The organism is Paenibacillus sp. P2(2022), from assembly GCF_029522175.1.
GTDB lineage: Bacteria > Bacillota > Bacilli > Paenibacillales > Paenibacillaceae > Paenibacillus > Paenibacillus polymyxa.
In genome coordinates, this window is the sequence record NZ_JAKWFI010000003.1 from 366,820 (window position 1) to 386,675 (window position 19,856).

Annotated in this window: 16 protein-coding genes and 1 riboswitch; of the genes, 2 read left to right on the plus strand and 14 right to left on the minus strand. The window is 44.8% G+C overall.

Annotation, left to right across the window (positions count from 1 at the left end):
- Positions 1-62 precede the first annotated feature (62 nt).
- Both MMB75_RS13430 and MMB75_RS13435 read left to right on the plus strand, forming a co-directional pair.
- The gene (locus tag MMB75_RS13430) at positions 63-623 is read left to right on the plus strand and encodes an RNA polymerase sigma factor (RefSeq protein WP_045244708.1); all 561 of its coding nucleotides are present in this window, start codon (positions 63-65) and stop codon (positions 621-623) included.
- Positions 583-2,268, plus strand: a complete 1,686-nt coding sequence (locus MMB75_RS13435; RefSeq protein WP_045244709.1) for a DUF4179 domain-containing protein — start codon at positions 583-585, stop codon at positions 2,266-2,268. The genes MMB75_RS13430 and MMB75_RS13435 overlap by 41 nt, the downstream gene beginning before the upstream one ends.
- A gap of 112 nt (positions 2,269-2,380) precedes the next feature.
- Here MMB75_RS13435 and MMB75_RS13440 read toward each other — a convergent pair whose 3' ends face one another.
- From MMB75_RS13440 to MMB75_RS13505, 14 genes are all read right to left on the minus strand, one after another.
- Positions 2,381-3,205, minus strand: coding sequence for a carbohydrate ABC transporter permease (locus tag MMB75_RS13440; protein ID WP_016822712.1), 825 nt, complete (start codon positions 3,203-3,205; stop codon positions 2,381-2,383).
- A complete protein-coding gene (locus MMB75_RS13445; protein ID WP_016822711.1) occupies positions 3,205-4,071 on the minus strand; it encodes a carbohydrate ABC transporter permease in 867 nt (288 codons plus the stop codon). The genes MMB75_RS13440 and MMB75_RS13445 overlap by 1 nt, the downstream gene beginning before the upstream one ends.
- Positions 4,072-4,087: 16 nt before the next feature.
- Positions 4,088-5,320, minus strand: a complete 1,233-nt coding sequence (locus tag MMB75_RS13450) for an ABC transporter substrate-binding protein (RefSeq protein ID WP_019688922.1) — start codon at positions 5,318-5,320, stop codon at positions 4,088-4,090.
- Between the two features lie 194 nt (positions 5,321-5,514).
- Complete coding sequence (locus MMB75_RS13455) at positions 5,515-6,897, minus strand: lanthionine synthetase C family protein (protein ID WP_045244710.1); 1,383 nt, start codon at positions 6,895-6,897, stop codon at positions 5,515-5,517.
- Between the two features lies 1 nt (position 6,898).
- On the minus strand, positions 6,899-8,776 hold the full coding sequence (locus MMB75_RS13460; protein ID WP_052679230.1) for an ABC transporter ATP-binding protein: 1,878 nt from the start codon (positions 8,774-8,776) through the stop codon (positions 6,899-6,901).
- A complete protein-coding gene (locus MMB75_RS13465; protein WP_045244711.1) occupies positions 8,773-11,949 on the minus strand; it encodes a lantibiotic dehydratase in 3,177 nt (1,058 codons plus the stop codon). The genes MMB75_RS13460 and MMB75_RS13465 overlap by 4 nt, the downstream gene beginning before the upstream one ends.
- Before the next feature lie 27 nt (positions 11,950-11,976).
- Positions 11,977-12,744, minus strand: a complete 768-nt coding sequence (locus MMB75_RS13470) for an ABC transporter permease (protein ID WP_045244712.1) — start codon at positions 12,742-12,744, stop codon at positions 11,977-11,979.
- A gap of 12 nt (positions 12,745-12,756) precedes the next feature.
- Positions 12,757-13,557, minus strand: coding sequence for an ABC transporter permease (locus tag MMB75_RS13475; protein ID WP_044786940.1), 801 nt, complete (start codon positions 13,555-13,557; stop codon positions 12,757-12,759).
- Positions 13,554-14,282 (minus strand): ABC transporter ATP-binding protein, encoded by a 729-nt coding sequence (locus tag MMB75_RS13480; RefSeq protein ID WP_045244713.1) that lies wholly within the window; start codon positions 14,280-14,282, stop codon positions 13,554-13,556. The genes MMB75_RS13475 and MMB75_RS13480 overlap by 4 nt, the downstream gene beginning before the upstream one ends.
- A 169-nt stretch (positions 14,283-14,451) precedes the next feature.
- The gene (locus MMB75_RS13485; protein ID WP_113050054.1) at positions 14,452-14,628 is read right to left on the minus strand and encodes a gallidermin/nisin family lantibiotic; all 177 of its coding nucleotides are present in this window, start codon (positions 14,626-14,628) and stop codon (positions 14,452-14,454) included.
- 452 nt (positions 14,629-15,080) lie between these two features.
- Positions 15,081-17,165, minus strand: a complete 2,085-nt coding sequence (abc-f, locus tag MMB75_RS13490; RefSeq protein ID WP_044786942.1) for a ribosomal protection-like ABC-F family protein — start codon at positions 17,163-17,165, stop codon at positions 15,081-15,083.
- Positions 17,166-17,268: 103 nt separating this feature from the next.
- The gene (locus MMB75_RS13495; RefSeq protein ID WP_016822706.1) at positions 17,269-17,412 is read right to left on the minus strand and encodes an RAxF-45 family protein; all 144 of its coding nucleotides are present in this window, start codon (positions 17,410-17,412) and stop codon (positions 17,269-17,271) included.
- A gap of 79 nt (positions 17,413-17,491) precedes the next feature.
- Entirely contained in the window at positions 17,492-18,670 is a 1,179-nt protein-coding gene (locus MMB75_RS13500; RefSeq protein ID WP_045244714.1) for an MFS transporter, read from the minus strand.
- Positions 18,671-18,738: 68 nt separating this feature from the next.
- Positions 18,739-18,838, minus strand: a riboswitch (purine riboswitch).
- Between the two features lie 55 nt (positions 18,839-18,893).
- On the minus strand, positions 18,894-19,853 hold the full coding sequence (locus MMB75_RS13505) for an acetylxylan esterase (RefSeq protein WP_017426155.1): 960 nt from the start codon (positions 19,851-19,853) through the stop codon (positions 18,894-18,896).
- Between the last annotated feature and the right edge of the window lie 3 nt (positions 19,854-19,856).

Consider the following 19,856-nt stretch of genomic DNA (forward strand, 5'->3'; position numbering starts at 1 on the left):
ATGAACCTTTTGAGGACTCCAGTTGTTATATAGGTAAACTGCACGAGAAAGGAGAGCCATCATTGCAAAGTAATCGAGAGTTGTTTGATCTATATCAACGGGATGTATACCGAACCTGCTATTACATGGTCCATAATGCCTCGGATGCAGAGGATTTAACGCAGGAAGTGTTTATTACTCTGTTTCACAGCAATCGCGAGCATATCGAGCAACTAAAAGCCTGGATCATGAAAGTTACGGTCAATCATTGTCTGAACCATCTTAAACGCCGAAAAAGCCTGCATTTAAAGGTAGCGGCTAATCCCCATCTCTTTACTGGAACAGAAGGCAAGCCTGTGGACAGGCAGGTGGAGGAACGCGAGTCGGCTGAGGAATGGGCCATTTACATGAACCGCCTTCCGGCCAAAATCCGTGCTGTGCTGACACTTCGCTATATGCATGATTTCACGCTAGCGGAAATATCGAAACTGCTGGAAATCCCGCTGGGAACCGTCAAATCCAGGACACACAAAGGACTAAAGTTAATGGAGCAAATACTGCGGGGGGCTGATGCACAGATTCCCAAGCTGGAAGGAGAGAACTATGAACAACGTAGAAAAGGCATTGAAGCGCAAGTTAAATGAAGATTCGGAATTGGCGCATCCTAACTTCGATGAGATGTGGAATCGGATGGAACAGGCAGGCCATACTGCCCTTACGCCAACCGGCGTTTCGGATTCATTCACTCCACACCAACATAGAAATTGGCGCAAAATAGCCATCGCTGCCTCCCTGAGCGCACTTCTCGTTGCCGTTCCCGTCTATGCTGCCATTCATTATAATTGGGGCAATCTGCTGCACGGAAGAAGTGGAATTGAGACAGCATTAGCTCAAGACCTGGGACAGCCATTAGAACAGTCTGTCACCAAAGACGGAATAAAGCTGACGTTGCATACCGCTATTGTCGATGAGAACCGGACTGTAATTCTGTACAGCCTGGAGGTTGGAAAACGCGCAGACAACGAGTTTTGGAATGTCAAAGGGGTATCGCTTAAAAATGCTGTGGGAAAAAGTAGTGAAGGGGAGTATAGCTTCCAACAATGGGATGAGAAAAACCAACGCTATAACGGCTACTTTGAAAGCGATTGGACACCGCAGCAAGAAACAGAAAACGTGCGGCTGACCGTGGATCATATTGAGCTTACCAGCGTTCAGGAATTGGATTTGCCGCTCGATATCACATCGCCTCAGAAACAGACTTTCAGGCTAGATCGTAACGGTCTACAAGATATGAAGGTACAGGTATTCGAACAAGGTAAGGACAAGCTGATGCTGTCATCAGCAATTACCTTCGATTCCTCCATACCAAAAGAATGGGACAATCCGCAAATTATTGCCTACAAAGATGGGAAGCCTGTGAACCCCCAATCTGGAGGGACATTTGGTACACCCGGTGAGGACGGAGAATACACAGCCCAGCAGTATTTTACTAAAGGGGATATACCAGAAGGGCAGACTACTTTTAAACTGCAATATGCACAAACGGAGAAAAGTATACATGAACCCCTAAACTTTGACCTGCAGCTAAGCAAGAAGAAAATGGAGAGCGGGACGATTAAAAGTGTGCTGAATACCCCCTTGGAGAACGGTAATCCGAATTTCATGCTGGAACAAATGATTGTCACACCGACACAAATCCGTGTCACGATCAGAAGCGAAAAGAAATTCGCCATGTTGCCTTATCAAAAATATTTTCTTTCTGTGAACGGCACAACGTTAGAGGGTAATCGTTGGTCTTCACCAGATCAGGACCACGATCTGAATACGATCCGTTTTGAACGGCCGGCCCATCTTGCGATTACCCGAGATACTCCCATTACTTTTACAGGCAAATACAAGGTTACGACTCATTCGGATGACAAAACGCCGCAGCATTTGACTGATATTTCTGAGCAAAAGCAGACGATAACGACGCAAATCGGCGGCTATCCTGTGAAGTGGACCTACTACAAACAAGGAGCAGATTTATTCGTAGAAACCGAAAGTGAGGATACTCACTTTGGAGGGATCAACCAGACGCATATTGGTCTGGGGAAAGAACGGATGATTGGCAAGCCGATCACAGCCAACTTCGCCGGAGACGGCAATAATAAGGCAGTCGATGTCTACAAGAACTTCAAGGGAAAGGAAGCTTCTATTTATATGTTCTACTATACAACGGACGAACCTGAAGCAGAGACGAGCGTACCCTTGCAGCCACTGACTAGCAACAGCCAAGCATCTAAATAACCATGCTATAAAAGGAGGGTTCTCTATACCTGTGTGATTCACAGTATAGGAACCCCCTTTTTATTCGCCTAGTAAGGCACAGCCTGCTGCTTGAAGCTGTTGTATTCTCATCTTATTTTACAGAACCTTGCGTAACACCATTAATAATCCATTTTTGTGCAATCAGATAGACAATAATCATCGGCAGCAAGGCCATCAAGTACGAGGCAAAGGCCAGATTAAAGTCAGTATTGAACTGTCCCTGGAACACATACTGGACGAGCGGCAATGTATATTGCTCCGCATCGCTGATAATAATGAGCGGCAGCAAAAAGTCATTATATGTGGACAAACAAGTGAGAATCCCCACTGTAGCACTAATCGGCGCCATCAGCGGAAATATAATACGCCAAAATGTCCCCCATGTCGTCGCACCATCTACCGTGGCTGCCTCTTCCAATGCCACTGGAATCGACCGAATATAACCGACATACACGAAGACATTAAACGCCAAGCCATACACCGTATGCAGCACAATGAGGCCCAACAGATTGGTCATATGTAGCCCCGAGGCCAGCTTTACAATCGGCAGCATGATGATCGGGAACGGAATAAACATGGCGCTGACAAAGTAAAAATATAATCCTTTGAAAAAACGCCGCTGCATATTGCGAGCAATGGCATAAGCAACCATCGAGTTGGTGAGCAAAGTGAGTATGACCGTCGATGTTGTCACCATCACACTATTCTGAAAAGCACTGAAAAAATGGGTCATTTCCACTGCACGACTAAAATTTTCCCAATGCAGCTCCGTCGGAAAGGCAAAGGCGGAATGCGCCATCTGCTCGGGATTTTTGAGTGCAATCGTCACCGTCATATAGAGGGGAAACAGGATAAATATTGTCCCCAACGCTACCAGAATCAGCACAGGCCAGTTGGTACGTCTGCTTGTTTTCATCAGTTATCCATCTCCCTTCTTTGGAGGAATCGCAGCTGTAAGATGGAAATGATCGCGATCACAATAAAGTAAATCACAGAGTTAGCTGACTGATAGGCAAATTCTCCTCCTCTAAAGCCTCCGGTGTATATCAGATGAGAAATCGACTGCGTGGCCCGTCCCGGTCCGCCGTTCGTCAAGGCCACGATCTGATCGAATACCATTAGGGAATTTTTCATCGCCAATACCATATTGATCGTAAAAAATGGAGCAATCAACGGAAAGGTAATGCTCCAGAATTCACGCCATTTACCTGCACCGTCCAGGTTGGATGCCTCATACAGACTGGTCGGAATTGTTTGCAGCCCTGCCAGATAGAGGATCGTATTAAAGGCAATGCCCTGCCATACGGCTACAATGACCACCCCCACCCAAGCCAACTGCTCGCTACCCAAGATGTTGGTCGATAGTGAACTGATGCCCAGATTTTGTCCCCAAATCGTAAACACGTTCGAGAACAGGTAATTAAATATGTAACCTACAATTAATACGCTCAAAATATTAGGCAAAAAATAAATTCCTCGAAAGAAATTACGGAAACGTATTTTAGCGTTCAGCCCCATGGCAATCAACAAGCTGAGAATATTAATCGCAATGGTAACCACAATCGCAAATTTGAAAGTAAACCAGTAAGCATTGCCCACATTGTCGTCCTGAAACAAATTAATATAGTTCTTAAATCCGACAAAGTGATACTGATGCCCGAATCCGTTCCAATTGGTAAGCGAATAATAAAAACCCTGCAAGGCAGGTAAGGTCAAAAATACAAAAAACAATAGCACCGCCGGCACCGTCATCCAGTAAAAAGTCGTCAGTCGCTTATTCATGTCTCATCCTCCTCCCCTATCGGCGGTTAGCTACCTTATTCCACTCACGGTCGAGCTTGGCTAGATAGGCGTCGATATCTCCATTTTGCAGGAAAGCCTGCACAATAGAATTCAATTGGACTGCTTTGGGAATATAATGATCGGCAAAATCAATGACACGGCCTGATTTAAAATACGGCAACAACTCTGCCACACTCGGGTCATCCTGTGTGACTCCCTTCACCGCTGAAAACAACGTTTGTTCCGTAATGTATTGCTTGCTGTTCTCTGGCTTCAATAGGAAGGCAATGAACTCTTCAGCTTCCTTTTTATGCGGGGTGCTTTCCGAAACAGCTAATAGCGTATCTATTCCAGACACTAGCTTGACCGCCTTTGCGTCATTCCCTGTAGGGAACGGGAAAAATCCGAGTTCCACTTTCGGGTTGGCTTTGCGAATTTCAGATATAGCCCACGAGCCCTGAATGTACATCAGTCCCTGCCCGTTAGCGAAAGCACGGTTCCCGTCAGCATAGTTTTTGCCGAAGTTATCACTATGTCCGTATTTCAGCAGCTCCAGCTGCTTTTCCGCAACCTCGCGGTACTTGTCCTGAAAGGTGACCTGATTCTCACGCCGTTGCAGGAAAAAATCAATACCCACCAGGTTCGGACCCAGTGCGTTAAAAGGAAGGTTCGTTTGCCAATCATCTTTATATGTAAAATAGAATGGGATCTTGCCAGCAGCCTTGATTTTTTGCGCTGTTGCAATCAGTTCATCCCACGTTTTGGGCACCTGTAATCCCATTTCCCTAAAAAGCTTTTTGTTGTACATCACACCATTCGCATTCGCAGCATAAGGAATTCCATACACAGGATCGACCCCGGTCACATCCTTAAGCATTTTGAGGTAAATCGGGTCCACCGTACGTGGTAATTCTGTATTTGCCAGATCCGTAAAAATACCGCTTTGCGCCAAAATGGAGTAGGTATCTGTGGCCCCAAGCCCCACAATGTCAGGTACATCGTTTTTGACAACCCGTGTCAATAGCACCGTTTCTGCCTCTGGCGGGTTGACCTGTGTCACTTCAATACCAGGATGCTCCTGATTGAATTGAGCGATCAGCTTATCGAATGAACCCTTAGCCTCCGGCTTATTTTGGAAAAACTCAATTTGCACCTTGCCTGAAGCGTCGCCCTTATTGCATGCGCTTACAACGATCGTTAGCAGCAGGATCGCCGCTAGTGCAGACAGCCTTTTGACCCCATTCCACATGCTCATACCTCCTTTTCCCCTATGTCAATCTATGCGGTACTAGACAATTAATACCCGTCCCTCGCAGAAAAGAAACGATACACCGTATTTCTACCCTAAACGTCCGTATAAAAAAAGACCCAGCTAACCTCGAATGGTCGCTTGGATCTTTTCTATTTGTATAGTGTCAGGTTAGGCAAAAAAATTTCTATATCTTAGCGAATTAGAAAAGCAGCATCCCAGTCCGGATTCTGATCTCCAATTAAGGAGGCTAACACCAAAGCAACTCCAGCACTTCCATTCAAAAAACCAGCCTCATCAACTTCCGCTAACCTTCCATCCAGTAAGCTATGATCATAGAAGCCAAACAACGAATTAGCATCGAACATATCTAATACATCTTCAAGTAGTCTGTCCCGGATCCTCCCTAACTGCTCATGGGAAGTATCTGAGTACATACGTTGGACTAGATGCAACAATCCCCCAATCCCATGACATAATGTAGCAGAAGATAATCCCCCTTTTCGATGGAGGCGTTTCTCTATATCTAAATAAGCGGAAAGCCCCGTTTCGAGCCATTCTTCATTGTGAACAGCTTGTCCTGCTAGCCAGATAGAACGTGCGATACCTGGTACACCATAGCACCAAGAATCACGATAGTTTCGAGTGCTTCCTGATAAAAGCTGGCCATCCAGCCACTCCCCAAAGGAAATTCGACCAGGCCAAATTATGCCCTCTACGTCCTGAACACGCCAATGATGTATAAACTTTCCCAGTCTATGTATATCGTTCATTAAAGGGGAGGCGTCCACTCCATGAAGGGCAGACAAGCTCAGAAAACATAAGGGACCTGCAATACCATGCGAAATACCTAAATTAAAATTCCCCTGAGGATACTGTAGCTTTTCATCCTCCTGAAACTGATGTTCCGAGGAAATGTGCCAAGCGGGTACAGTGTGACCATTTAGATTTTTCTCACCGCACATGACGTGGAACAAATCCATTGTCTGTTCCCATACCATCTGCATGCCCGGGCGGTTCAGGAACAGCATAGCTATACGCCCAACTCCCGCAAAGCCAGAGATGGTGTCATATTGACTCATCCGCAGCTCTCCCTTTTCCCACTCAATCCGATGTAGAGCCAGACTTTGTAAAGCAGCTTCTTCAAACCATGAAGCAAGTGCATCTAGCATACCTTGATAACGTGTACCCTTCCTAGATAAAGAGTAAATGGCCAGCATAATACCTGCCAATCCACTATACAAGGATAAATCGTGAACACCTTTTTGCTCTACCACCATACGGATTCGCTCTAAATATTGATGTCCTACAATATCCCAACCATTTTTGGGATAAAGATAATCCAGCTGACCCATGAGCAAACATATTCCCGTAAACCCACTACCCAAGCTTTCATCTGCCCAACGTTCCATTATCACCCCGTCGGCTTCTATTGGAGGTATCTTTTTCATCCATAAACGCACCTGATCCGGGTTTCTATAACGTTCGGTAATCTCCCGCAATAATGTAGATATCTTGTTCTTCATTTCCCCCTTGACGGGTATCCAGTTATCGCATGTATATGAAATCGTCGTCATCCTATACTCTCCCTCCGGTTTCGGCCAAAGCTTCCTCGTCATTGAATGAACTAGCTTGAATGTTGTACATCTCTGCATATAATCCATCCAGTAGCATCAGTTCCCGATGGGTTCCCTGCTCGACAATTCCCCCATTATCCATGACCACAATTTTATCCGCCAGGCGTGCCGAAGAAATTCGATGTGTTATAAAGATTCCGATGCTATCCTTCATTAACTCTAGAAATAACTTCAGCAAATCCCTTTCTGCTACTGGATCCAAGAAGGAACTCGGCTCATCTAAAATATATATATCTGCCTGGCGCAAAAAAGCCCGAGCAATTGCGATTCTCTGCCATTGTCCTCCCGAGAGCTGGAAGCCATCCTCGAACCATTTTCCGAGTTGTGTGTCTAATCCTTGCGGAAGCTCGGTTATAATCTGATCTATAGCTGCATATCGAGCCGCTTGGATGAGCTCTTCATCCTTTTCCAAACGTTCTAGCGACCCAAAGCCGATATTATGACGTGCTGACATTTCATAATGCATAAAGTCCTGGAACACAACTCCGATTTTGTCCTGAACTTGATGCAGATCATAATCCTGAACGGGAAGACCGTTAATCTTAAACACACCTTCATAATTGGAGTAAAGCTGCATCAGTACTTTCATTAGCGTTGATTTACCTGAACCGTTCTTTCCTACAATAGCTATAGTTTGGCCTCTATTCACGGTTAAGTGAATATCACGTATAGAGGGGACTGTTTTACCCGAATAAGTAAAAGAAACACCTTCTATACATATTTGCTCAATACAAAAATCTTCATTTTTTTTTCGGTTAATCGGTAGCGCTTGTTCCTTTTGCTGTCGGACCGGATCTGATGTGGGAAGCTGTAAAAATAAAAACAACTGTTCCATATACAAATTATTTTGCGAGAATTGAACAATTCCCTGAATCAATGCCTGCATCTGGCTTTGCGTCAGCATAATTGCTTGGATATAGCCATATAAGCTACCTACTAGTATTTTTTTCTCAAAGGTCTCCCTAATAGCCACCCATACTACTCCTAACAACACAGCAAGCTCCAGCAGACTGTACATAAAAGTGATTGTGACCCTTTTCCCCAGAATTCGTCGGTCCTCTACAAAAAATCTTTGTAGCAAATCCTCGTATCTCTTAAGCAAATAAGAACTCATATTAAAAATTTTGACCTCCTTGACTGCACGATCATTGGTCAACAAGTAGGTCATATACCAAGACTCTCGATATAATGGAGTTCGATTCATATAGATTTCAAATTGTTCTTTGTTTAGCTTAAAAATAGAGTATACAGATACCAGAGAGATCCCAAACAGAATGATAACTACCCACCATTTCCACAGAAGAATCAAGGTTGCGGAAGAGACCATGGTAACCATACTGGATAAAATTCCTGCCATTTGTGTATACAGTTGATACGGTCGATAAGAGGCCTCCTGAGAGGCCCGCTTTAATTGGTCATTTATTTCTGAATTCTCATAATCAGCTAATCCCAAAGAGCTTGATTTTTTCCCGATCATTAAGTTCAGAGACTTAGACAGCACTGATTCCAGCGTACCTTCAACAAACGTTTGGCTCATTGTAACTACACTTTTCAGTACGTGAATCACTATAAATATGCCAAACTGTAACATAATCAAGGAGATGCCTTGAGTGCCGAAGGAAACAATGCTGTTTAAAAGGTTTTGCATAATTATTAGTGTCAGGACTGGCATTAAGCCCTGAAGAATATGCAAGAAAATGCTTGATACCATGTACGTCTTATTCATACCAAATACCAACGAAAACAACTTTAACCCCTGTCGCACCGACCTCCAGATAGTGGAAGACTCTAGATTCATTTTCGCTTGAATATCGGTCATTGTCGATTCCCCCGATATTGAACTAAACTGTTCAGAGCATGTCTGGCCATAATCATGATCTTCCGTTCTCGATCCCTGTCTATCCCTAGCAGTCGATTCAGATGCATATGAATTACACTAAATACGATATCTTCTCTTGTGTTAGTGGATAATCCCCCCGTTTCATGCTCATAGAGTACATGGCTATACTGCTTTACGGCTTCTCTTCTTATCTTGAAAATACTCTCTATAGCTTGGAGATTGGATTGAATGGATTGTGAAATTTCCTGATCGGATGCAAACCATTGTAAAAAAAACTTCCGTTCTTTGCGGAAATTCTCCAGATATTCCTTAACATCAAAATATCGATTCAGTAAGTTGAACGCATCTTTCTCATGGTAACCAAATTGATAGAGAAGATTGATAACACTTAAGGTGGCTATAATATCTTCTTCTAAGGAAACTTGGTTAAACCGGATGAGGTGTACAAGCTTAGCTGTTACCTCACTATCGCACGAAAACATTCTCTCCGCCCAGGCCATGGGTTTACTTCCACCATATCGCTCTATCTCAGGCTCATATGTATCGATGACCACCCTGGCTATCATCCCTTCATGCAGCAGCATTTCTGTCCATTTATGAAACGTAGAGAGAAATCCATCTGCTGTCCTATTTTTTGAAAGCTCAAATCGGACACGTAGATGCTTGTCCGGATCGGCATATCGGATAAAATATGCCTGAAGGATAGTACCGTTGTCTTGATGCTTCCGCACAAATTCTTCCCAATATCCACCTATAAACTCATTTTGTCGGCTATTTATACCGTAAAGCTTCGCGTAGAACCAAGATTCTCCCGGCAGGTAAGTATAGTCTGCCTTTGTTGGTTGTTGCTCATTTTCTTTTGCAACCAATTCAAGAGAAGCTGCAGTCTCTTCCACAAAATGTTGCGTATCTTCAGCTTGATTTCGAACGAGAGGACATACAAATTCAGCAGTTAAATGTCCTTTTCCACAGGAGACTGGTGAATTGTCAAGGCCGCCAATGTGCTCTATCAAGGTAACCTTACCTTTAGACTGAAGGTCCCTGCATATTTGTTCGATATGCAACGGATGATCCATATCTAGTAAAATACGATTATCCGATTCAATCATATAAACATAACGTGGTATGTTCCACTTCTCTTGAAATAAACGTATCTCTTCGGCGAAGTCTGCCATCTTCTTCGATGAGCTACTTGCAATTCTCCATGTTCCCGGGTAGAGAATGATATGCTTGTACCTGAGACGTGGGGTAAAAGGGGCGTGAGCCACAAATCCCCACTCCATAGGCGACCAATGGCGGTAACTATTATCGCTAACCTCCACGAGAAAACGGTATATATTAGGCGTCAACTCTGCATTAAGCATGTGTCCCGAACTAGCAATAACCTCTCGATTGCGGCTTTTTGATTTCAAATAAAAGTGATCGTTCCGCACACCAACGACTAGATCGGAAATATGAATTTGTCGATCTTCCGGCATTGTATGATTAGCCCCTATTGCGATCTCATAAGGTCGAGTTTGTTTCGTCAACACGACATTAGCTGATCTTCCCGAGCTAGGCAAGTAAGATATCCCAGCAAGCAGCTTTCCAGGTTGCAAACGCTGCTCTTCCGACTGGATACTAGAAAATATATCGTTAAAAGGCTCCCCGAACAGGTCCATAAACCTACCGAATGTCTTTCCTGCTGCATCAGACCCCTGATTAGGTGCTAAGAGCAACGTATATTCACCTTGATCCAAAGCCTCCTGATCAGAAGTAATTAGCTGAAAAAATAATTCCATGGAGGGTGCAGCTAGCCATTTCTCCGTATCGTGACCCTTTATCAATTCATCGATCATGTTATCTGTCAATACAATTTCATGCTTTCCTTCATGCATAGCAGATACAAACCATTGAAACAAAAGCTTTTCTTGATGTGACCTCGACTTGGATGGAGACATGTCCTGTAACCGTACTCGACGACTCATAGGGTGTTTATAGCCTGCCGGGGCCCCTAGCCCTGTGTCCTCATCAAGCAGATCCAGCAAAGGTACCTCCCGATATGGTCCGTATTTCTCCAAAAATTCCACACAAAACTCATTCAAAGGTCTGTTTTCACGCGTTGAAAGTTTGGTCAATAATTCGGCAACACACTCAATATCCTTACGAATGGATTGTGGAAGGATGATACCTCTATCTTCCAGGGAGAGATCGATTTGCAAACTTGATTTTGCACTAAACATTTTGTTCATTTTTTGTCTTAAGCTCTCTAACAGTTGTTCTCCTTGACCTATAGGAAGATGATTATATTTAGCAGAAGTATCTGCGATTGTATCAAGATCTTCTTTTAACTCTTCGATACCTGTTACTGGTTTCAGAACAGACCGTATATAACTTAACGGTTCAGTAGTCGTCGTAGGTGGGATAAGTTCAGAAATCAGAAACTCTTGTTCGAAAAGTTGCCACACGTAACGTTCAATTACCTCAATATTAGCACTCTCAAAAGTTTTATTAAGATGATCGACCAAATCCAAAAATGGTATGAAGGCTGAACTCGCAGCCATTACACAGTCAAATACTTGAGTTATACGAACAGACACACTCTGATCTTCGCCATCGTTCATACTGCCATGTCTTGTCGTATAAGGAATTTTGGCACGGTTACCCTGGCGATAAATTAATTTATTACTCCGAACCCGCAGTTGGCGCACAATCTCCTTTCGACTTTCAACCAGCTCAACCGCTTTCATTAGCCATTCCATATCAGGTCTCGCACGCTTTTTAAACGTGTCTGTTCCTTGCAAAAATAGCTGCGATCGTTCCCCAAATCGCCCATATGTGATACCAGATAGTAAGCCAAACGGCGTTGGCCGTGTAATCATTCTAATGATATAACGCATAAAAGCTTTGATTACTTGTCCTTGTTTGCGCGGATTCTCATGATTACTGATATGTACCAAAGATTCAAGCAAAGTGGGACTGGAGGCGGCTAGAGCTTCACGAATGAACGGATCACGGGACAATTCCAATAAACGCTCTAATGCAATCTCTCTAGCGTCCCCCCCCTCTTTAATACTGCTCGGAAAGCATTTAGAAAACTCTTGAATGGGTAATACAGGAGTACGAAGCATGAAAAAATCTAACGTTTTGTACAGATTTCCTGTTGTCTTCATAAGGAACCTCCGTTCTAAAACAAACTTTTAAATTATTTTCTTTTGCCAACGTACAAAGCTGATAACTGAGCCGACCAAAATAATTGCGATTAAGCACATCCAAAACTTAAAGGAACCTTCCACCCTTAAAGCAAGCATAATTTGTTGAAAGGGATCCATGAGTAAGACAAGCGGTCTAACCACCTGATAAAGAGCGACAGATAAAACAAAAATTGCGATAAAAGCAAACAAAGGTCTTGAAATAAACAAGCAGACAGCACTAACTAACAGCAACTTTGCCACGCAGGCCAGTGTTAAAATCAAATAGAATGCAAGCGTATATGGGATTGCATCCGATGAGGGAGATATTACTCCTGAACCATATTTAAAAAAGGTAGAGGTATGGGGAAACAGTAACCATCCAGCCACTATGCCTATCACCAAAGCCGTACCTGTAAATATGGCGGTTGTAACAGATAAAGCGAGCAGCTTGCCAAGCCAGAATTGAAAACGACGATATGGTCGCAATACATATAGCCGATATGCTCCGCTATGAAGATCGCCGCCTAATTGATCGACATACAGTATAGGCAACATGGCTAAGATTAAAAAAAGAGAAATTTCGCTCATCATAAGCCATGGCAGATTTAAATTATTAACAACTATAGTTCCCTCACCAAATCGAAATCGCATTGTACCATTTGTTTTAAGACTCCATATATTCACAAAAATGATAAGGAGCATTGCTATATATAATAAAAAAGTAGATTTCCGATTCCAAATTCTCTCTAATTCGCTCAACCAAATTCCAGACATAAATAGATCCTCCTAATACAAATAATCATCCGTTGTAAAGCGGCGGTATGCCCACCCTGTAAAAAGAATCAGATGGAACAAGACGGCAATCACAATTGCCCCATTGACGGACCAATTCCATATCAGTGATTGATCTAGTCCCTTGTATTGTAAATATGGAATTAATAAAAATGGAATCAGATTCTTTAAGAGTGGAATAGAAGAGAATAAAGTAGCCAATTTCATGTACAACGGATCAAATAACAAAACACCCAGATTATAGGTCATACAAATACCAATTGCATATGTTACACTTTTACTGCACATAGCAATAAAAGAATAGAGTGAACTGATAGCTAATAAAGAAGCAAATGCCCACCCATAATATTCAAACACTTGGGACCATATTTGCCCGAAAATATCTGTACCGTTTATATTATGCGAGAACTTCCAAAAAACAACAATTACTTGCGAGGATACGGCGTATACAATCAGAAGAAGTAAAATAGAAGTATTAACTACCAATAATTTACTCCAAAAGATCTGACCACGGGTAAAACGACGCACAAATAACAACCTCAGCTGTCCGCTCCTAAACTCCTCCGTAAAAACAGCAGCCACCAGGGTAGCCACAGCAAAATTACATATTAAATATAGATTTTCACGCAAGCCTGCAACAATAAAAATTTTAGATAAGTCCTTCACAGGAATCCTTAACGTATGCTGTATGTATATCCCCGTCGAATATACAAGTACAGGGGTGCATAAAACCAATAACCAAAACCATTTCCTTCTCCATAATCTCTCAAATTCACTATAAACAAGTGTTTTCATAGCCCCATCAGCCCCATAAAGGCATCCTCTAACCGTTGGCCATCTTTGATAAGTTGATCAGCGGCCCCCTTCCAAATAAGCGTTCCTTCCTTAATGACAATCAACTCATCACACATTTGCTGTAATTCATCCAACAGATGGCTGGAGACAAAAAAAGCATAATTATCTGAATCACGCAAACGAAGAATTATATCCCTCAACTCACGCATCCCCATGGGATCGAGACCATTGGAAGGCTCATCAAGCAACAATAGCTCGGGGTTACCCAACATAGATTGGGCTATACCAAGCCGTTGCTTCATCCCTAGCGAGTAGGTTTTGACCTTATCATCCCCGCGATTTTCCAGACCAACCCGTTCCAACAATTCTTTAATATGTTTTTCTCGATCCGAAGATGCAACACCTAAGTGCAATCGGGACAAATTACGCAGCACCTGTCTGCCTGTCATATAATCAAAAAAGACCGGAGACTCAATGATAGCGCCTACTTTGGATAACGCTTTTTCCCGATCTGTCTGTATATTATATGAAGCTATCTTTACAGAACCACTAGTAGGCTGCATCAGTCCCGTCATGATTCGCATCATCGTCGTTTTTCCAGCTCCATTCGGGCCAATGAATCCATATATTTTCCCTTTTTCGAGCTCAAATGAAATGTTATTTAACAAACTTCGTTTACCTACAGTTTTGCTTACCTGCTTTACTTCCAATAAGAAATCGGTCATACCTTTTCCCTCCATCACCAAACACGATATCAAAAATATCTCTAAATATTATATAGTTAAAAAATAAATATTTATCAAACAAGAAGAAGGGACTTTAAGGTCCCTCCTTCTTGTTTTTCTTTTATGGAGTACAAAAAAATCCATTATCTAAAAAAAGCAACAATCGAGATTAGCAGAGTGAACCAACGTTAGTAAAGCACCGGTTGCCACAAGTTTCAACACAACTGGCAGCTGTTTTACCGCTACCACATCCGCTAGAACATGCCACAATGCTCAGAACCTGAGGCTCTACAGAACCTTGAGATTTGTTTACTTGAATGTCCAGATCAAATAAGTTTTCAGCCATTGCATTCCCCCCCTTTCATTTAGATATACCCTCAGCTTTCAACGAGACTCATATCTATCCCGCCGAAATGTCTTCCCTCTTTAGTAGAAAAGAAGGATTTATATGAACAACATCCCGCCCAGATCGTCATCCATACGAAATATTGTCATATATGAACATGTGGAAAACCCTATGTATAATTCTAGATGACAATATAAAATTCATTTAACAGCGATTAGCCTCGCCCTTACAAGTGAAATAATATCACATGTTGCAAAATGTAAATCTATTACTTTATATGTAAACATACATAATAAAAAAACATTATAATTCATTAATTTAAATATATGGTTATTCTTTTCCCACTCTCTCATTCTCTTTACCATACAAAAATAGCCCCTCGGCAGACGCGCTACCTCAGGGCTATTCTTTATGCAAATATACGTTGCCTACTTCAACAACCAGCCTGTCGCCTACTCCAGTTCAACCCACTCGCCGAGCAACGTGTCCAGCTCCGCTTGCAGTCGCTCACGCACGTCCCACAGCTCCGCCATGCGCGCTGTGTCGCTGCTTGTGCCGAGCAGTTCCAGCTCGGCATCTGTCGCCGCCAATGCTGCTTCCTTGGCGGCAATCGCCCGCTCCAACCGCTCGCGGGACACAGCGGGTGAGCGGGATGGCTTCGCGGCCTTCGCTCCGCGTGCCCCACTCCGGGCATCGGACGCCCCCAAGCGACCTGCCGCCCCGGAGCGAGCACGGCTCGCATCGGCTCCGGTAGTCGCCCCTGTCCGCGCAGCCGTTCCCGCATCATTGCTCGCTGCACTGGCGGGCGTAGCTAGGCCCGCGCCCGAGCCGCCACCAGATGCGGCTCTACCTGCAGATGCCGAGCGTACTCCTGCATCCGCTCCACGCTGCGAGTGGGCGTTTTCCAGCTCCCGCTTCTTCGCGCGGTATTCATCAAAGCCGCCCAGATAAAAGGACAGCTTTCCGTTTTCCAGCTCCCACACGCGTCCAGCCAGCTTATTCACAAAGTAGCGGTCATGGGAAATGGCTAGCACCGTTCCCGTGTAGGTGCCCAGCGCTTCCTCCAAGGCCTCGCGGGAATCGATGTCCAGATGGTTGGTCGGCTCATCCAGCACCAGCAAATTCGGCTTTTTCATAACCAGCAACGCCAGCCGCAAGCGAGACCACTCCCCACCGGACAGCATGCTCACAGGTTTAAACACATCCGCACCATAAAATAAATACTTCGCCAGCTGCCCGCGTGCTTCGCCTTCATCCAGCCCTGCTTCCTCCTTGAAGTAAGCAAGCACCGTCGCCCGGCTATTCCGTTCTCTCTCTTGCTGCGCCAAATATCCGTACTCGACGCGCGCGCCCCATTGGACCGTGCCTGCATCTACGCTTTCCTGACCAAGCAACAGCTTGAGCAGCGTCGTTTTGCCCGCGCCGTTATTGCCTAGCAAAGCTACCTTTTCACCAAATTCCAGGCTGCCTGTTGCCCCGTTTAATATTTGACGTTCTCCATAGGCTTTGGTGATGTCCTCGAATTGAAGCACCCTGCGACCGGAACGATCCTCCAACTTTAGGTGAAACTCCGCACCTTGAGGGTCCAGTACAGGTCGCTTCACCAGCTCCATTCGTTCCAGCGCCTTGCGGATTGAGGCTGCCTTTTTGAAAAACTTTTCATTATCGCCATTGCGTCCCCACTCTTCCAAACGGCGAATGGTCTCTCTCATCTTTTTGATCCGCTTTTGCTGCTCCTTATAATCCTCAAATTGCAGCAGCAGACGTTCTTCCTTCTCCTTAACGTAGCCGCTGTAATTCGTATAGTACGTAAAGGCCTCGCCATCCTCCAGTTCGATCATCTTGCCGGCAACTCGATCCAGAAAATAGCGATCATGGGATACAACCACACACGCACCTGCGTAGCCCTGCAAAAATTGCTCCAGCCATTCCAATCCTTTCAAATCCAAATGGTTGGTCGGCTCATCCAGCAACAGTAGATCTGGTCGTCCAATGAGCTGTGATGCCAGCGCTATTTTGGTTTTTTCTCCGCCTGACAGTGACCCGAAGTTGCGCGTATACATAGCTTTGGGAATACCTAGCCCATCCGCTATCTGATCCATACTGGCATCCATTTCATAGCCGCCGTTACGCTCAAACCGCTCCTGTAGAGAAGCATACGTTTGCAACAGCTTCTCTAACAGCTCGGGATTCGCTGCCACAACCGGATCTGACATTTCCCGTTCCAGTGTGGTCATCTGATTGCGGCAATCCTTCAGTTCACGATAGGCGTAAGCCAGCGTTTCGTATACGGTGAAGCTTTCAAACTCTGCCGGGATTTGCGGCAAATAGCCGATTTTCGTATCCTTGGCGATGACGAGCTGCCCTTCATCTGGGCGGGACAAACGCGCAATTAGGCGTAATAGGGTGGTTTTGCCGCTTCCGTTGCGACCGATAAGCCCCACCTTTTCTCCCTTATGGATATCAAACGTTGCTCCATCTAAAATCAGATTGGCAGCGTGGTATTTTTTCAATTGTTGACCGTTTACAATATACATGTTCAGGCTCTCCTTTATTTAGGAAGACCCTTACCCAGGTAACACAAAAAGAGCCGCAGGAGCAACCCCGCGACTCTTCGGAAGATATAGCAATCCGTTGGAGTTAAGGTAGGCGTCTTCTCGCGATGTTTACAACCGTATGATTAAAATTGGACAGACTTCTCCCGTTGTATGGAAAAGCATGAACAATGCCAGCCATAGCAATCGGCAGCTGGCTAATACGGTTGTTCAGCATCTCGTGATTCACCTACCTCACCCCCTTCTTCATAATTGGAAGTAGTATAACATGTTTTCTCGTTTTATAAAAGAGGACAATGACCTCCCACCTAAGAAACAGAGTGGTGTCCTCTGACTGTCTGCGATGTGCCCGCTCTGGTAATCGAAAAAACGCCGCAGACAAAAGCAACAATCACAAATGTCCCGCCTACCCAAGCGTTTGTGGCAACAGACTCGCTATTCTCAATCACTACCCCTCCCAAGGCAGAACCGAGAGCGATCCCGACCTGGAGTGCGGAGAAATTAAAGCTTTGCTGAATACTACCCGATTCGGGTGCATTTTCAATAAGATAACTTTGCATCGGGGGCGACAAGGCCCAACTCAGAATCCCCCAGATGATCAGAAGCGGCGCAAACATATACACCGAGTGAATCGAGAACGGCAGCAGGAACATCACGGCAATAAACACACCCACGACGATGAGAATGCTTTTCGCTGTGCCGAATCGGTCTGCCAAAGAGCCGCCAATAAAACCTCCACTCACTGCCGCCAGCCCAAAGACAAAATAGGCTACACTCACCCACGAGGCGTTCAAGCCCATCAGGTTTTCCAAAAACGGAGTGAAATAAGCATACAACGTGTAGTGTCCCGCCAGTGTCAGCGTTGTTACCAGATGGGCGCTGATTACTTTAACATTTTTCAAGGACTTCAACTGCTCACGCATAGGCACAACATGCTCTGTTGGAATCCGCTCCATAAACAAGTGCATAATGATCATAGAAACTACGGTCAACAAGGCAATGATCAGGAATAGCACCCGCCAGCCAAACGCATTTCCAATCAGCACCCCGGCTGGAATGCCTAGCACGATGGAAGAACTTACCCCCATGGAGATCACGCCGAGAACGCGGGCTTGATAAGCTTTGGACACTACTTTGACTGCAATGGTTAGCGACAATGTCACGATCAATGATCCACTGGCAGCAGTAATGATACGAGATATAAACAACACAGCATAGTTCGGACTCCAGAAAGCCAGCAGACTTCCCAGAATAAAGATAAACATCGACCACAAATACAGTCGCTTTCGTTCGATTTTGGCGGTCAACGCCAACAAAGTCGGCCCGGCAATAGCGTACACGAGCGCATAGATCATGATGAGCTGTCCTGCCGTGCTTACAGAGACGTTCAAATCCTGTGCAATCTGGGGCAGCACGCCACCGATAATCAACTCCACCAGACCTACCGTAAAGGTCGCAATGGTTAAAATAACTACTTTGAAGTTCATTACATTAGCTCCTTTGCTGTCATGTAAATCCCTCGCATCACGCAAAAAAATCCTGACCACAAGAAATGTACAAGACGTACACTTTTTGTAATCAGGATTTATCGGTTCCTGGTAGAGACCCTCAAACCATATTATTGAGGTTATACAAATGGGGTATTCATTTATTACGCTTCACGAAGGTTATAGCTATTACTATAAAGGAGCCTCTGGTTAAGTTCAACCCCTACAGCCGCAAAAATTCGCTCATGGCACGATCTGACAGATAGGGTAAATACTCATGACCGTATTCGTGATACACAAGCAATTCCTTGTCCGATACGATTTTATTGTACACCGCAAACTGTGTGGAAGGTGGGCAAATCACATCCGATAGCCCTGTCACGAATAGCACCCGTCCTCGAATACGGTCTGCTAAATGTTGAATGTCGATGTAGCCTAAGCGGTGAAACACTTCGCTCTCACGTACATGATTGGGATCAAACCAGCGAAAATAATAAACCAGTTCCTCATAGGCCGATGTCGTTGCATCCAGCGCCCAAGCTCTTTTATAGTCCGACAGGAACGGATATACCGGTACCGCCACACGGACACGCGGCTCCAATGCAGCGCAAGCAACCGTTAGTGCCCCGCCTTGGGAGCAGCCAAATGCACCGATCCGTTCAGGGTCAACCTGCTCCATAGACATTAGAATGCGCACCGTCTGCACCGTATCCAAAAATACGTTGCGGTAGTACAACCGATCCGGGTCCGGGTCGTCAATTCCGCGGATAATATGACCTCGAACCGTCGTTCCCTGAACCTGCAAATTGTCCTCAGACAGCCCGCCTTGCCCTCGGCAGTCCATGGCCAGCACAGTGAATCCGTGTGCCGCATAGCTCACCTTGTCGAACCAGTCGCCACTGTCGCAGGAATACCCATGAAACATAGCCAAGGCTGGACCTTGTTCCGTAAGATGCTTGGGACGAGCCAGCTTCCCATGAACCCTCGCTCCGCCCACTCCAGTAAAATACAGATGGTAACACTCCACCAGCGGAGAGACAAATTCGGCAGGCTCAAGTGTATATTCCAGTGGCTGTCGTTCCAGCTCCTGTAGCGCCCGTTCCCAGTACATATCAAAATCCTGCGGCTTTGGATTACTTCCCATGTATGACTGTAGCTGCTGTAAAGACATATCCTCCGGCATGTA